This window comes from Streptomyces sp. NBC_01276 (assembly GCF_041435355.1).
In the GTDB taxonomy this organism is placed as follows: Bacteria; Actinomycetota; Actinomycetes; order Streptomycetales; family Streptomycetaceae; genus Streptomyces.
On the sequence record NZ_CP108442.1, the window covers coordinates 3738632 to 3752988 of the forward strand.

12 protein-coding genes and 2 tRNA genes are annotated in these 14357 nt (G+C 72.8%); 4 read left to right on the top strand and 10 right to left on the bottom strand.

What is annotated here, in order from left to right; translation table 11 throughout:
• Window positions 1–20 precede the first annotated feature (20 nt).
• Entirely contained in the window at window positions 21–944 is a 924-nt protein-coding gene (locus tag OG295_RS16480) for an SMP-30/gluconolactonase/LRE family protein (RefSeq protein ID WP_371677555.1), read from the top strand.
• Between the two features lie 68 nt (window positions 945–1012).
• Here the strand turns inward: OG295_RS16480 and OG295_RS16485 are convergent, their stop codons facing one another.
• The 3 genes from OG295_RS16485 to OG295_RS16495 all read right to left on the bottom strand — a co-directional run bounded on the left by OG295_RS16485 (window position 1013) and on the right by OG295_RS16495 (window position 1930).
• Window positions 1013–1378: a PH domain-containing protein gene (locus OG295_RS16485; protein WP_371677556.1), complete on the bottom strand. Its 366-nt coding sequence runs from the start codon at window positions 1376–1378 to the stop codon at window positions 1013–1015.
• A 109-nt stretch (window positions 1379–1487) separates the two neighbouring features.
• Window positions 1488–1560, bottom strand: a tRNA-Arg gene (locus OG295_RS16490).
• A gap of 279 nt (window positions 1561–1839) precedes the next feature.
• A tRNA-Ser gene (locus OG295_RS16495) sits at window positions 1840–1930 on the bottom strand.
• Between the two features lie 177 nt (window positions 1931–2107).
• Here OG295_RS16495 and OG295_RS16500 point away from each other — a divergent pair.
• The 3 genes from OG295_RS16500 to OG295_RS16510 all read left to right on the top strand — a co-directional run bounded on the left by OG295_RS16500 (window position 2108) and on the right by OG295_RS16510 (window position 6661).
• Window positions 2108–2533 carry an SSI family serine proteinase inhibitor gene (locus OG295_RS16500; protein WP_371677557.1) on the top strand — a complete coding sequence of 142 codons (426 nt, stop codon included), beginning with the start codon at window positions 2108–2110 and terminating at the stop codon, window positions 2531–2533.
• Between the two features lie 119 nt (window positions 2534–2652).
• The gene (locus OG295_RS16505) at window positions 2653–6072 is read left to right on the top strand and encodes a PAS domain-containing protein (RefSeq protein WP_371677558.1); all 3420 of its coding nucleotides are present in this window, start codon (window positions 2653–2655) and stop codon (window positions 6070–6072) included.
• A gap of 13 nt (window positions 6073–6085) precedes the next feature.
• Entirely contained in the window at window positions 6086–6661 is a 576-nt protein-coding gene (locus OG295_RS16510) for an antibiotic biosynthesis monooxygenase (RefSeq protein WP_371677559.1), read from the top strand.
• Here OG295_RS16510 and OG295_RS16515 read toward each other — a convergent pair whose 3' ends face one another.
• The 7 genes from OG295_RS16515 to OG295_RS16545 all read right to left on the bottom strand — a co-directional run bounded on the left by OG295_RS16515 (window position 6662) and on the right by OG295_RS16545 (window position 13879).
• Window positions 6662–8311, bottom strand: coding sequence for a long-chain fatty acid--CoA ligase (locus tag OG295_RS16515; RefSeq protein ID WP_371677560.1), 1650 nt, complete (start codon window positions 8309–8311; stop codon window positions 6662–6664).
• A 225-nt stretch (window positions 8312–8536) separates the two neighbouring features.
• Window positions 8537–9070 carry a SigE family RNA polymerase sigma factor gene (locus OG295_RS16520; protein WP_371677561.1) on the bottom strand — a complete coding sequence of 178 codons (534 nt, stop codon included), beginning with the start codon at window positions 9068–9070 and terminating at the stop codon, window positions 8537–8539.
• A gap of 134 nt (window positions 9071–9204) precedes the next feature.
• Window positions 9205–10371, bottom strand: coding sequence for a lipid-transfer protein (locus OG295_RS16525; RefSeq protein WP_371677562.1), 1167 nt, complete (start codon window positions 10369–10371; stop codon window positions 9205–9207).
• A complete protein-coding gene (locus tag OG295_RS16530) occupies window positions 10368–10757 on the bottom strand; it encodes a MaoC family dehydratase (protein WP_285538693.1) in 390 nt (129 codons plus the stop codon). Before OG295_RS16530 ends, OG295_RS16525 begins: the two co-directional genes overlap by 4 nt.
• Window positions 10754–11794, bottom strand: coding sequence for an acyl-CoA dehydrogenase family protein (locus tag OG295_RS16535; protein WP_371677563.1), 1041 nt, complete (start codon window positions 11792–11794; stop codon window positions 10754–10756). The genes OG295_RS16530 and OG295_RS16535 overlap by 4 nt, the downstream gene beginning before the upstream one ends.
• A gap of 1 nt (window position 11795) precedes the next feature.
• Window positions 11796–12731: a bifunctional MaoC family dehydratase N-terminal/OB-fold nucleic acid binding domain-containing protein gene (locus OG295_RS16540; protein WP_371677564.1), complete on the bottom strand. Its 936-nt coding sequence runs from the start codon at window positions 12729–12731 to the stop codon at window positions 11796–11798.
• Window positions 12728–13879 (bottom strand): acyl-CoA dehydrogenase family protein, encoded by a 1152-nt coding sequence (locus tag OG295_RS16545; RefSeq protein ID WP_371677565.1) that lies wholly within the window; start codon window positions 13877–13879, stop codon window positions 12728–12730. Before OG295_RS16545 ends, OG295_RS16540 begins: the two co-directional genes overlap by 4 nt.
• Window positions 13880–14357 lie beyond the last annotated feature (478 nt).

Genomic DNA, 14357 nt, shown 5'->3' on the forward strand with positions numbered 1-14357 from the left:
ACCACTCAACTGGGGGAATCATGTCAGGCATTGCCGACCTCGCCTTGTACGAGATCCTGGATGAACGTTTCCGTACCGGCCGCTGCGCCAACGGCGACATGCGCCTGGAGCGACTCCACGACGACTGCCGCTGGGCCGAGGGCCCGCTCTACCTGCCGGCCTGGCGCCAGCTGGTGTGGAGCGACATCCCCAACGACCGGATGCTGCGCTGGGACGAGGCGACCGGCGCGGTCTCGGTCTTCCGCTCCGCGGCCGGGCACTCCAACGGCAACACCCTCGACCGCGAAGGCCGCCTGATCACCTGTGAGCAGGGCAACCGGCGCGTCACCCGCACCGAGCCCGACGGCCGGATCACCGTCATCGCCGACCGCTACGAAGGCAAGCGGCTCAACAGTCCGAACGACGCGGTGGTCCGCTCCGACGGCTCGGTCTGGTTCTCCGACCCGGACTTCGGCATCACCAACGACTACGAGGGCCGGCGCGCGCCGAGCGAGATCGGCGCCTGCAACCTCTACCGCGCCGACCCGGCCACCGGCGAGGTCCGGCTCGTCGCGGACGGCTTCCTCGGCCCGAACGGCCTGGTCTTCTCCCCCGACGAGAGCGAGCTGTACGCGGCCGACACCCGCGCGGGCCACATCCGCGCCTTCAAGGTCGGCGACGACGGCACCCTCTCCGGGGACCGGGTCTTCACGGCCTGCCCCTCGGTGGACAACATCCGCTTCGACGACGAGGGCCGGCTCTGGGCGGCTGCGATGGAGTCGGGGGTGCACTGCTACGCGGCGGACGGCGACCTGATCGGCCGCCTGCGCGTCCCGGAGCCCGTCTCGAACATCGCCTTCGGCGGCCCGAAGAACAACCGTCTCTTCATCACCGCCACCACCTCGCTCTACTCCCTGGTGATGTCGGTGACGGGCCTGCCCCGCGTCCTGCCCGCCCGGCCGTAGGGGGCGCCCGCGTCCGGCGCCGGGGGCCGCCCGTCACCCGGACGGCCCCCGGCAGCCGCCCGACAGGGCTAGCGGGCCACGAACTGGGTGAGGATCGCCTGGACCTCGTAGATGTTCACGCCCTTGGTGAAGGTCTTCTCGATCGGTGCCGCGCTGCCCGATATCCAGATCTTCAGCTCGGCATCCAGATCGAAGTGCCCGGCCGTCTCCACGGAGAAGTGCGTGATGCTCCGGTACGGGATCGAGTGGTACTCGACCTTCTTGCCGGTGAGGCCCTGCTTGTCGATCAGCACCAGGCGCCGGTCGGTGAACAGGATCGTGTCCCGGATCAACAGGTACGCGGCGTGCACCTGCTCCCCATGGCCCATCAGCCGGGCGTAGTCCCGCTGCGCCGAGGCGGGGTCGATGTGGTGGGCATTGCCGAACAGACCCATGGAGTCCCCCTTCAAAGGTTCAAAAGACCATCCGACCGCGAAGGCTATCCACGGGGACGTGAGGACAACGCAAGAGGCCCCCCGGTGAACCGGGGGGCCTCTTCGGCTGTGCACTCGGCAGGATTCGAACCTGCAACCTTCTGATCCGTAGTCAGATGCTCTATCCGTTAAGCTACGAGTGCTTGGGCTTCCCGGGGTTTTGCGCCCCGTTGGCCTTGCGAGAACAACAATACATGGACCTCGCCGGGACGCGAAATCCATTAGCCGCATGGCCTCTGACCTGCGAAAACGTCTCGGAAGAAGATCGTCCGCCCGGATCCGCGACGGGTCTGGAGCCCGCCGGGTTACCCACCGGGGGCCGTTCGAAACCCCCGAACCCGCGAGCCCGGCGGTACGGACCCCGCGTCCGACCCCTGAACGCACCGAAGCCCCGGTCCGTGAGGACCGGGGCTTCGTGAGTGCGGAGGCGGAGGGATTTGAACCCTCGATGGGGTGTAAGCCCCAAACCGCATTAGCAGTGCGGCGCCATAGACCGGACTAGGCGACGCCTCCAGCACACCCTCGCGTACGAAGGTGCGTGCAGATGATGACACAGCCGCAGGGCCGGTCACCAATCCGCTCCCACGGTACAAGGCGCCGGGCCCGCAGGGCAAAGCCTTAAGGCACGGAACGTCGGAGCGGGCGCGTCGTTGGTGAGACGTACGACGTACGGACGACCTGGAGTGCCCCATGCTGCGTCTCGCCGCCTTCGCCGTCACCTCCGCCCTGGCCGCCGCGGCCGTCGGCCCACTGCCACCGCTGCCCCTCGGACGGCTGCTGGCGTCCCCCGACCGCCTCACCGTCGCCGTGTCCGACACCGGCAACCGCCGGATCGACGGCGAGTACCGGCTGGAATGCCGCCCGGTCGGCGGCGACCACCCCGAGGCCAAGGAGGCCTGCGCCCGCCTGGAGCAGCTCTCCAGGGAGGGCAAGGACCCCTTCGCCGCCGAACCCGGGCGCGGGCTGTGCACCTTCCAGGACGGCGGGCCGGCCAAGGCCCGCATCACGGGAACCTGGCACGGGCGGAAGGTCGACAGCACGTTCCACCGGAAGAACGGATGCGACATCGCCCGTTGGAACGACCTGGAACCTGTGCTTCCGAGTGCGCGTTCCTGACCTGGGAGGATGCGGCGGATGCGTGGTTTCCCCCGCACATCCGCCACCTCGCCGCGGGACGGTGCCCTTAGACTCCTCCCGTGACATGCCGGTAGTCGTGGTCAGGGAGGAAGCTCGTCGTGAGCAGCAGGCCATCCCGAGGCGCTGCTCGCCTCGCAGCAATACTCGACGCGCTTCCGGACGCGCTGTTGCTCGTCAACGCCAACGGCACGGTCGTCAACGCGAATTCGATCGCCCTTGAGGTCATGGAGAGCCCCGGCACGGGTCTCGTCGGCCGCGGGGTGCTCGACCTCCTGCCGGAGTTCGACTCCAAGCTGATCCCCGGTTCGATGCGCCGTCCCGGTGACGACGAGGACGGCCGCGCCCGGCCCAAGCGGATGACCGCGCGCCGCACCGACGGCAGCGAGTTCCCCGTCGAGGTCACCAGTGCCCACCTCGACGGCCGTGACGCCTACCGCGAGCCCCAGCCCGCCTACACCGGCGACGAACTGCTGATGCTCGTCGTACGGGACCTCTCCGAGACCGTGGACACCGAGGCCGAGCTGGCCCGCTCCCAGCGCCAGACCGAGATGATCCTGCGCGCCGCCGCCGAAGGCGTCGTGGGCACGGACACCGACGGCCGGGTCGTCCTGGTCAACCCCGCCGCCGCGCAGATCCTCGGGTACCGCGCCACCGACCTCGGCAACCGCGAGCTCCACGGGCTGATCCAGCACTCGCGCGCCGACGGCTCCCCCTTCCCCTTCGACGAGTCCCCGCTCGCCGACACCCTGCGCAGCGGGCGCAAGCACCGGGTCCGCGGCCAGGTGCTGTGGAACAAGGCCGGCCAGCCCGTCGCCGTCGACCTGACCACCTCGCCCGTACGGGACGGGGAGCTGCTCGTCGGCGCCGTCATGACCTTCACCGACCGGCGCCCCTACGACGCCCTCGCCGCGCGCCACGCCCAGCTGATCGCCGTCCTCGGCGAGTCGCTGCGCGGCCCGCTGGAGGAGCTGCGCGGGGAACTGGCCACCCTGGCCGCCGACGACGCGGGACAGCTGTGGCCCGAGGCCAACCAGCTGCTGCACCATCTGGCCGCCGGCTACTCGCGGATGACCACCCTGGTGGACAACGTGCTCGGCTACCAGCGGCTGGACGCGGGCGGCGACAAGCTCAAGAAGAAGAACGTCCTGATCAACACGGTCGTCGCGGCCGGTATCGACGGGGCCGTCGAGCTGATCGGCCCCGGGCGGGTGCAGTTCGCCGTCCACGCGCCGACCATCGAGGCCGAGGTGGACGCGCAGCGGATCTCCACCGCCCTCGCGCACCTGGTCGCGGACGTCGCGGGCGTGGACGCCACCGGCAAGACCCCCCAGGGCAGCGGCTACATGGACTCCACGATCGTGGTGGCCGCCGCGCAGCGCGGTGACGTCGTACGGATCGAGGTGCGCGGCCCCTACGAGGGCGGCGACCCCGTGCACGAACCGATCGTGCGGGGCATCGTCGCCGCGCACGGCGGGGTCCTGCAGACGGTGGAGGTGCCGGGCGCGCCCGGCGGGGCCTTCGTGCTGGAGCTGCCGCTGGGTTCGGGAGCCGGGACGGTGACCCTGCCCGAGCCCGAGCCCGAGCCCGAACCGGAACCGGAGCCGGACGCGGCCGACGGCCGCGGGGAGGCCTCCGGAGAGGGCGGACCCGGCCGGACCGGTGCTCCCACCGGCCCCGGCGCTCCTGCCGGGCGGCGGGCCCGGCGCGGGGTGGACGCCTTCCTGGAGGACGACGGGGACCGGGAGAAGCCCTCCGGAGCCCGTGAGGCCGGGGGCGCGCTGGCGCTGCCGTCCGGGCGGCGCCGCGCCGACGGCAGCCCCGCCGACGGCCCCTCCGGCCCCGCGGAACTCGCGCAGTCCCCGGTGAACCCGGCCGGGCTGGGCACCGGGCGCCGACGGGGCCGCGACGGCGACGGCAGCGAGGCCCCGGGCGGGCTCGAACTGCCGGGCGCGGGGCGTCCCGTACCGCCCCAGGGCACCGCCATGCCGGCGCTGCCGCCCGTGCCGGCGGTGCCCCCGGTTCCGGTGACCGAACATCCCGCCGGACGCCGCCGGGCGCTGGGTACCGCCGCCGCGTCGGCGCGGCCCGGCACCGGTCCGGTGCCGGCCTCCGGGCTCGGGGCCCCCGTCGCGCAGCGGCCGGTCGCTCCCGAGGGCGGCTTCGCGCTGCCCGCGGGTCCGGCTCCGGCCGGCCCTGCCGTCCCTCCCGCTTCCTCTTCCGCTTCCGCTTCCGCTACTCCCTCCGCTTCCGCCCCCGCGGCGGCGTCCCCCGGCTCCGGTGAGACCGACGGGGACTCCGACGGCCCGGGCGGGCGTCGGGGCCGGCGGGTGCTCGGCGCGCCCGGCGGCAGCGAGCCCCAGACCCCCGCCGCCACCACGGACGAGGGGGAGGCCGTACCTCCGACCGGGCGGCGGCGTGCGCTGCCCGCTCCCGCCGCGTGGCCCGTTCCGGCGGCCCGGACCGCCCCCGAGGACACCGACGGCGCCGGCCAGGCCGCGGCCGTTCCCGCCGCCCGGCAGGCCGCTGACGCCCCGGCGGGCGCGGGGCAGCCGATCAGCGTGCGCGCGCTCGGCACCCTGGGCCAGGGCATCTCCGTGGACCCCTCCGCCGCGGGCCCCGGTGGGTCCGGGTCCGGCCGTCGCCGCCGGCTCTCCGAACCGGCCCCCCAGGGACGCACCTTCGCCATAGGGGCCCCCGAGGCGGGCTCCGCCGAGGGTCCCGAGCCGCTGGACGGCCCCGGTGGCGCCGTCGAGGTGGTCAACCGTCCCGTTCCGGTTCCCGTGGACGACGAGCTGCCGCCCGAGCCGCTGGACAACCCGCGCCGGCTGCTGGTGTGGCCCGCGCCGGACGCCCAGACGCAGCAGGCGCTCAGCGACCGCGGCTACCGCCCGGTGATCGTGCACTCCCGCGAGGAAGTGGACGCGCAGATCGCGGCGTTCCCCGCCGCACTGTTCGTCGACCCGCTGACCGGGCCGATCACCCGGACCGCCCTGCAGTCCCTGCGCCAGGCCGCGGTGGCCGCCGAGGTGCCCGTACTCGTGACGGCCGGGCTGGGACACGCCACGCGGGAGGCCGCGTACGGCGCCGATCCGGCCGTGCTGCTGAAGGCCCTCGCGCCCCGCGACAGCGAGCAGCACCCGTCCCGGGTACTGCTCATCGAGGAGCACGAGGAGATCGCGACCGCGCTGACCGCCGCGCTGGAGCGGCGGGGCCTCCAGGTCGCGCGGGCCGGCGCGGACAACGACGCCGTGGAGCTGGCGACCCGGATGCGGCCCAACCTGGTGGTCATGGACCTGATGCAGGTGCGGCGGCGGCGGGCCGGGATCGTGGACTGGCTGCGCGCCAACGGGCTGCTGAACCGCACCCCGCTGGTCGTCTACACGGCCACCGGGATCGAGCCGGCCCAACTGCCGCGGCTGGCCTCCGGCGAGAGCGTGCTGTTCCTCGCCGAGCGGGCCACGACGGCCGACGTACAGGGCCGCATCGTGGACCTGCTGGCCAAGATCGGGACCAACTAGTCATCCTGGCCCGATGGCCATCACCAGCACGTCCGAGCAGACCGTACCCGCCGACAACGGAGAGGTGAACCTGCTCATCGCGCGGCAGGTGGAGCCCGGGCACGAGGAGGCCTTCGAGGCCTGGGCCCACGGGATCCTGGAGACCGCCGCCGGATTCCCGGACCACCTCGGGTACGGACTCTTCCGGCCGGCGGCGGAGGGCGGGCCCTGGTTCCTGGTGCACCGCTTCCGCAACCAGGCGGCGTTCCAACGCTGGCAGGACTCCCCGGAGCGGGCGCAGTGGTTCTCGAACTGCCTCGGCCACCACCACACCGAGATAGCCCGGCGCGAGCTGCAGGGGATGGAGACCTGGTTCGCCAAGCCGGGTACGACCCGGCCCGCGCCGCCGCGCTGGAAGATGGTGATCAGCTCGGGGCTGGCCATCTTCCCGATCTCGCTCGCGGGCAACGCGGTGCTCGGGCCGTACCTGGTGGACGTGAACTTCGTGCTGCGGACCGCCGCCTTCGCGGTGGTCTTCAGCACCCTGATGACCTACGTGGCCATGCCCGCGGTCAGCAGGCTGCTGCGGCCCTGGCTCACGCGCGGCTGATCAGGCCAGGGTGGTCACGTCGAGGTCGCCGTCGGCGTACTGCTTGCGGATCACCTTCTTGTCGAACTTGCCGACGCTCGTCTTCGGTACCGCCTCCACGACCGTCCAGCGCTCCGGCAGCTGCCACTTGGCGATCGACTCGGAGAGGAAGGCGCGCAGTCCCGCGTAGTCCACCGTGGCGCCCTCCTTGAGGACCACCGTGGCCAGCGGGCGCTCGCCCCACTTCTCGTCCGGGACCGCGACGACGGCGGCCTCGGCCACCTCGGGATGCGCCATCAGCGCGTTCTCCAGTTCCACGCTGGAGATCCACTCGCCGCCGGACTTGATGACGTCCTTGGCCCGGTCGGTCAGGGTGAGGTAGCCGTCGGGGCTGATCACGCCGACGTCCCCGGTCTTGAGCCAGCCGTCGGCGCTGAACTTGTCCTCCGGGCACAGGGGTTCCCCGGCCGCGCCCCCGTAGTAGGCGCCCGCGATCCAGTTGCCGCGCACCTCCAGCTCGCCCGCGGCCTCCCCGTCCCAGGGCAGGCGGTCGCCGCCGGGGCCGATGAGGCGGGCTTCGACGCCCGCCGGGAAGCGGCCCTGGGTGACCCGGTACGGCCACTCCTCCTCGGCGCTCAGCCCGGCCGGCGGGTGCGCCATGGTGCCGAGCGGGGAGGTCTCCGTCATGCCCCAGGCGTGGCAGAGCCGGACGCCGAGCTTGTCGTAGGCCTCCATCAGGGAGGGCGGACAGGCCGCGCCGCCGATGGTGACCTGCTTCATCGAGGTCAGGTCGCGCGGGCGGGCGGTGACCTCGGCGAGCAGGCCCTGCCAGATGGTCGGGACGGCCGCGGCGTGCGTGGGCTTCTCGCGCTCGATCATCTCGGCGAGCGGGGCGGGCTGCAGGAACCGGTCCGGCATCAGCATGTTGATGCCGGTCATGAAGGTGGCGTGCGGCAGGCCCCAGGCGTTCACGTGGAACTGGGGAACCACGACGAGGCTGGTGTCCCGGTCGGTGAGGCCCATCGACTCGGCCATGTTCACCTGCATGGAGTGCAGGTAGATGGACCGGTGGGAGTAGAGGACGCCCTTGGGCTCCCCGGTGGTGCCGGATGTGTAGCACATGGCCGCGGCCTGGCGCTCGTCCAGCTCGGGCCAGTCGTAGTGGTCGGAGCGGCCCTCCAGGAGCTCCTCGTACTCGTGGACCCGTACGTCCAGTCCGTCGAGGACGGAGCGGTCGCCGATGCCCGTGACCACCACGTGCTCGACGGTCGGCAGGTGCGGCAGCAGGGGGGCCAGCAGCGGCAGCAGGGTGCCGTTGACCAGCACGACGCGGTCGGCGGCGTGGTTGACGATGAAGACCAGCTGCTCGGGCGGGAGCCGCAGGTTGAGCGTGTGCAGGACGGCGCCCATGGACGGGATCGCGAAGTACGCCTCCACGTGCTCCGCGTTGTTCCACATGAGGGTCGCGACCCGGTCGTCCTGCCGGACGCCGAGTTCGTCGCGGAGTGCGCCCGCGAGCCGGGTGGCGCGGGTACCGATCTCGGCGAAGCTGCGGCGGTGCGGCTCGGCCTCCCCGGTCCAGGTCGTGACCTGGGACTTCCCGTGGATCGTCATCCCGTGCTGCAGTATGCGGGTGACGAGGAGTGGTACGTCCTGCATGGTGCTCAGCAAAGCGTCCTCCCGGTGAGCGCTGCGGCGCTGCGGCGGCTGTCGGATGCTGCCGATTCTGTGCACATACCGGTCGGCATGTCACTACCCGGGAGTACAACAGCGGGGCGGATCACTGTCCGGAGCTGCGGGCGGGTCCGTGTTTCACGTGAATCGACACCGGTGTCCGGCGTCGGTGTCCGGCGTCGGTGTTTCACGTGAAACATCGCGGGGCCGGGCGGGTCGGGGTCAGCGGACCGGGGTCAGTTCCGGGTCCTCGCGGAGCTTGACGAGCGCGCGGGAGACGGCGCTCTTGACCGTTCCGACCGAGACCCCGAGGAGCTCCGCGGTCTGGGCCTCGCTCAGGTCCTCGTAGTAGCGCAGGACGACCATGGCCCGCTGCCGGTCGGGCAGCCGCGTCACCGCGCGCCACATCGCGTCGCGCAGCGCCTGGGCCTCGGCGGGGTCGGCGGCCGGCGACTCCTCGACCTCCGGGATCTCGTCGCAGACGAACTCGTCGACCTTGCGCTTGCGCCACTGCGAGGTCCGGGTGTTGACCAGGGCCCGCCGGACGTAGCCGTCCAGAGCCCGGTGGTCCTCGATCCGGTCCCAGGCGACGTAGGTCTTGGCGAGGGCCGTCTGGAGCAGGTCCTCGGCATCGCAGGGATTGGCGGTGAGGGACCGCGCCGTGCGCATCAGGACCGTGCCCCGCGTCCGGACGTACGCCGAGAACGACGGGTACGGCGTCGGGTTCGAGGCGAGTGTGCACACAGGCGTGGTCATGACTCCACGCTAGGAGCGGACGGCGCCCGTGGGATCGGCCGCAGGTGCCGAAGGCGGGTCCATCTCAGGTTGTAGGGCCGGGCCGCGACCCACCTCCTGTAGGTGGAGGAGGCGGGCGCGGACCGGGACCGCGGTCAGACGTCGGCGCCCAGGATCAGCCCGGAGGTGGGCACCCCGGTTCCGGCCGTGACGAGCACGTGCCCGGCGCCGGTGACCTGGTTGACGGAGGTGCCGCGCAGCTGGCGGACGGCCTCGGCGATGCCGTTCATGCCGTGCAGGTACGCCTCCCCGAGCTGGCCGCCGTGGGTGTTGAGCGGGAGCGCGTCGGCGGCGACGAAGTCGGCGGCCTCGCCCGGTCCGCAGAAGCCGAACTCCTCCAGCTGCATGAGCACGAAGGGGGAGAAGTGGTCGTAGAGGACGGCCACGTCGATGTCCGCGGGGCCCAGGCCGCTGGTGCGCCACAGCTGGCGGGCGACCACGTCCATCTCCGGGAGCCCGGTGAGGTCGTCACGGTAGAAGGAGGTCATCGCCTCCTGGCGGCGGCCGGCCCCCTGCGCGGCCGCGGTGATCACGGCGGGTCGTTGGCGCAGGTCCCGGGCCCGCTCGGCGGTGGTGACGACGAGGGCCTGGCCTCCGTCCGTCTCCTGGCAGCAGTCCAGGAGCCGTAGGGGCTCCACGATCCAGCGGGAGGCGGCGTGGTCGGCGAGGGTGATGGGCTTGCCGTGGAAGTAGGCGGCGGGGTTGTTGGCCGCGTGCCGCCGCCCGGTGACCGCGACGTGGCCGAAGGCCTCGGGGGTCAGGTGGTACGCGTGCAGGTAGCGCTGGGCCGCCATGGCCACCCAGGAGGCCGGGGTGAGCAGGCCCCAGGGCAGGGCCCAGCCGAGGGCCGCGCCCTCCGCCGAGGGCTCGCGCTGCTGGACCCCGGAGCCGAAGCGGCGCCCGGAGCGCTCGTTGAAGGCGCGGTAGCAGACCACCACCTCGGCCACCCCCGTGGCGACGGCGAGGGCGGCCTGCTGGACGGTGGCGCAGGCGGCGCCACCGCCGTAGTGGATGCGGGAGAAGAAGGAGAGGTCCCCGATGCCGGCCGCCTGGGCCACCGTGATCTCGGGGCTGGTGTCCATCGTGAAGGTCACCATGCCGTCGACGTCGGCGGGGGTGAGGCCCGCGTCGTCGAGGGCGGCGTGGACCGCCTCTACCGCCAGCTTGAGCTCGCTGCGGCCGGAGTCCTTGGAGAACTCGGTCGCGCCGATGCCGGCGATGGCGGCCCGACCACCGAGGTCGTCCCGGGTACGGACGCTCATGCCCCGGCCCCCAGGGTGACGGTCACGGTGCCCGTGACGTGGTGGCCGATGCGGTTGGCGCCGACGACCCGGATCTCGGCCGTGTCCCCGTCGAGGGCGCTGACGGTACCGGTGAGGGTCATGGTGTCGCCGGGGTGGTTGGGGGCGCCCAGGCGGATGGCGACCTTGCGCAGGACGGCGTGCGGGCCGAGGTGGTCGGTGACGTAGCGGCCGACCAGGCCGTTGGTGGTCAGGATGTTCATGAAGATGTCCGGGGAGCCCTTCTCGCGGGCGAGTTCCGCGTCGTGGTGCACGTCCTGGTAGTCACGTGAGGCGATGGCGCCCGCGACGATCAGGGTGCGGGTGACCGGGATCTCCAGGGGCGGCAGTGCGTCGCCGACGTTCATGCGCTCTCCTCCTGCGTCACGGCGAGGGTGTCGCCCAGCTCTGCCAGCAGTGCGCTGCCGCACCCCAGGTAGGCGTCCAGCTGGCGCCCCCACAGGAAGTGCCGGTGGACGGGGTGGTCCAGATCGGCGCCCATGCCGCCGTGCAGGTGCTGGCCGGTGTGGACGACCCGCTTGCCCGCTTCCGAGGCCCACCAGGCCGCCGTGAGCGCGTGCTCGCGGGCCCCGAGCCCCTCGTCGATGCGCCAGGCCGCCTCGTACGCGGTGACCCTGATCGCCTCGGTGTCCATGTACGCGTCGGCGGCGCGGAGCATGACTCCCTGGTTCGTGGACAGCGGCCGGCCGAACTGCTCGCGGGTGGAGGTGTACTCGACCGCGCGGGCCAGCGAGCCGGCGCAGACACCCGCCTGGAGGCCGGCGAAGGCGGTGCGGGCGCCGGCGAGCACCCGGTCGTAGGCGTCCTCGCCGCCGAGCCGCTGCGCGACGGCGCCGGTCAGGGTCAGCCGGCCCGCCGACCAGGGGGCGGTCGTCTCCACCGGCGCCGTGGCCACGCCGGGCGCGTCCGTCCGTACGAACCACAGGGCCCGCTCCGCGTCGGGGACCAGTACGTGCGTGGCGTCGCGCAGCCAGGGGACAGCGGGCGCGGTGCCGGTGAGCCGGCCGTCGGGCGTGGCGGTGATCCGGCCGCGGTCCGGGAACGCGCCGGTGGCGACGGCCTCGCCGGAGCCGAGGGCGGGCAGCAGGGCGGCGCGCTGGGCGGGGCTGCCGTGGGCCGCGACCGGCAGGATGCCGTACGCGCAGGTCGCGGCGTACGGGACCTGCGCGGTGGTGCGGCCCTGTTCCTCCAGCAGCAGGACCAGGCCGAGGAGGCCGACCTCCTCGACGGCCGCGGTCAGTCCGGCGGTGGTGAGGGCCTTCCACAGCTCGGCGTCGCTGCCGGTGCCCGCCGCGGCGAGGCGTTCGTGGGTGGCCAGGTCGCGGAAGATGCGGGCCGCGAGTCCGGCCGCCGCGGTCTGTTCCTCTGTGGGGTGGAAGTCCACGTCAGCCCGCCTCTCCGCGGAAGACGGGGAGTTCGAGCGTGTCGTCGACGCGCAGGAACTCCAGCCGGACGGGCAGGCCGATGCGGACCTTGTCGTAGGGGACGCCGGTGATGTTGCCGATCACGCGCACGCCCTCGGCGAGCTCGACGAGGGCCACCGCGTACGGCGGGTCGAAGGCCGGGAAGGGCGGATGGTGCATGACGACGTAGCTGAAGACCGTGCCGGTGCCGACCGCCTCGACGGTGTCCCACGCGGGGGAGGCGCAGGCGTTGCAGCCGGGCAGCCAGGGGAAGCGCAGGGTGGCACAGGCGGTGCAGCGCTGGATCAGCAGCTTGTGCTCGCGCACGCCGTCCCAGAACCCCTGGTTGTCGCGGTTGATCACGGGACGGGGGCGCGGCGGCTTGGGCGGGGCCTGTGGGGGCGCGGCGGCCGGGGCGTACTTGAGGATGCGGAAGCGGTGCGTACCGGCGGGCTGGCCGTTGGCGTGGACGTCCATCCGGGTCGTCACGAAGTGCCCGGTGCCGAGTCTGGTCGTCTTGCGCGGGGAGACCGATTCGATGACGGCGTCGAAGGTCACCGTGTCCCCGGGCCGCAGCGGGCGCAGGTACTCCTGCTCGCAGTCGGTGGCGACGACGGAGGTGCAGCCGGCGGCGTCGAGGAGCGCGAGGAGCTCGTCGTAGGCGGAGGAGCGATCGGTGTGGCCGGAGAGCCCGCCCATGGTCCAGGCCTGGAGCATGGTGGGCGGGGCGATGGCGTCCGGGCCGGTGTAGGCCGGGTTGGTGTCTCCCATCGCCTCGCACCAGTGGCGGATCATCGGCTCGTTGACGGCGTCCTTCGCGCGGCCGGCGGTGGCGGCGGGGCGCCCTTCGAAGGTCTTGAGCAGGTGGTGGAACCGGCTGTCCCGCTCGGGGCTCCCGGTCGCCTCGTCCCCCGTCATCGCTTCCTTCCCTTCATCCCGAGCCGCATCATGGCGACGATCTCCCGCTGTACCTCGCTGACGCCTCCGCCGAAGGTGTTGATCTGGGCGGCCCGGTTCATCCGCTCCAGCTCGCCCCCGGCGAACGCGTCCGGGCCCCTGAGCAGGGCTTCCTCGCCCACCACCTCCTGGCAGATCCGGTACACCTCGACGGTGGACTCGGTGCCGAGGAACTTCACCCCGCTGGCGTCGCCGGGGGCCAGGCTGCCCGCGCCGACGTCCTGGACGAGGCGCCAGTTGAGGAGGCGTACGGCGGCCAGGCGGGCGTGGGCCTCGGCCAGCCGGGACCGTACCCAGGGCAGGTCGGCCGGGCGCTCGCCGGTGGCGGGGTCGGGGGTGCGGGCGTGGGCGAGCGCCCCCGCGTAGAAGTCCTCGGCCTGCATGCCGATGGCGGCGAGGGCGACGCGTTCGTGGTTGAGCTGGTTGGTGATCAGGCCCCAGCCGCCGTGTTCGGGGCCGACGAGGTGGCCCACGGGGACGCGGACGCCGTCGTAGTAGGTCGCCGTGGTGGTGAGGCCGCCGACCGTGTCGATGGGGGTCCAGGCGAAGCCGGGGCTGTCGGTGGGCACGAGGACGATGGAGATGCCCTTGTGCTTGGGCGCCTCGGGGGCGGTTCGGCAGGCCAGCCAGATCCAGTCCGCGTTCTGGGCGTTGGAGGTGAAGATCTTCTGCCCGTCGATCACCCAGTCCCCGCCGTCGCGGACGGCCCGGGTGCGCAGCGAGGCGAGGTCCGTGCCGGCCTCGGGCTCGGAGTAGCCGATGGCGAAGACGATCTCGCCCCGCAGGATCCGGGGGAGGAAGTAGTCCTTCTGCTCCGGGGTCCCGTACTTCATGAGGGTGGGGCCGACGGTGTTCAGGGTGACCATGGAGACGGGGGCGCCGGCCCGGTAGGCCTCGTCGAAGAAGACGAACTGTTCGTCGGGGCCGCGGCCCCGGCCCCCGTATTCGACGGGCCAGCCGAGGCCGAGCAGGCCGTCGGCGCCGATGCGGCGCAGGAGCGCGCGCTGGGCGTCCGGGTCCTCGGGCACCCCGTCCGGCAGCAGGTTCCGGAAGTACTCCCGCAGTTCGGTGCGCAGCCTCAACTGGCCTTCGGACGGGGCGAGGTGCACGGCACTGGCCTCCCGGCATCGCATCGGACGAGTGGATCTGACTGTCCGTCAGATCCACCGCCGATGTCAAGGTCGGGAGGGGCCGGGACCGGCGCACGCGGAAGGCCGCCCGCACCACCGGACTCCAGCCGGTGAGGTCGTACGGGCGCCACAGAAGGCGAATCGTTCCGCCAAGTCGATCGGTCCCGGACATGCCGAAGAGGGCCGCGTCGTCCGGGAACCCCGCCGTCTCCCGGTCCTGCGGCCCTGCCGTACCAAGCTTCACGCCCCCGCACGCCCCCGGCGCCCGCCGGGGCCATTCCACCGTGCCCCACTCCCGGGGGCACTCCGCGGCGCGATCCACGGCCACGAAGACCGGGCTCCAGCGCCTGCGCACCTACGTCTCGTACGTTCCCTACCGTCTCGTACGTTTCCTACTCGTCCTACTTGCCCTACCTGCCCTGCCAGTCCTGCCTGCCCTGCCTGCCCTGCCTGCCCT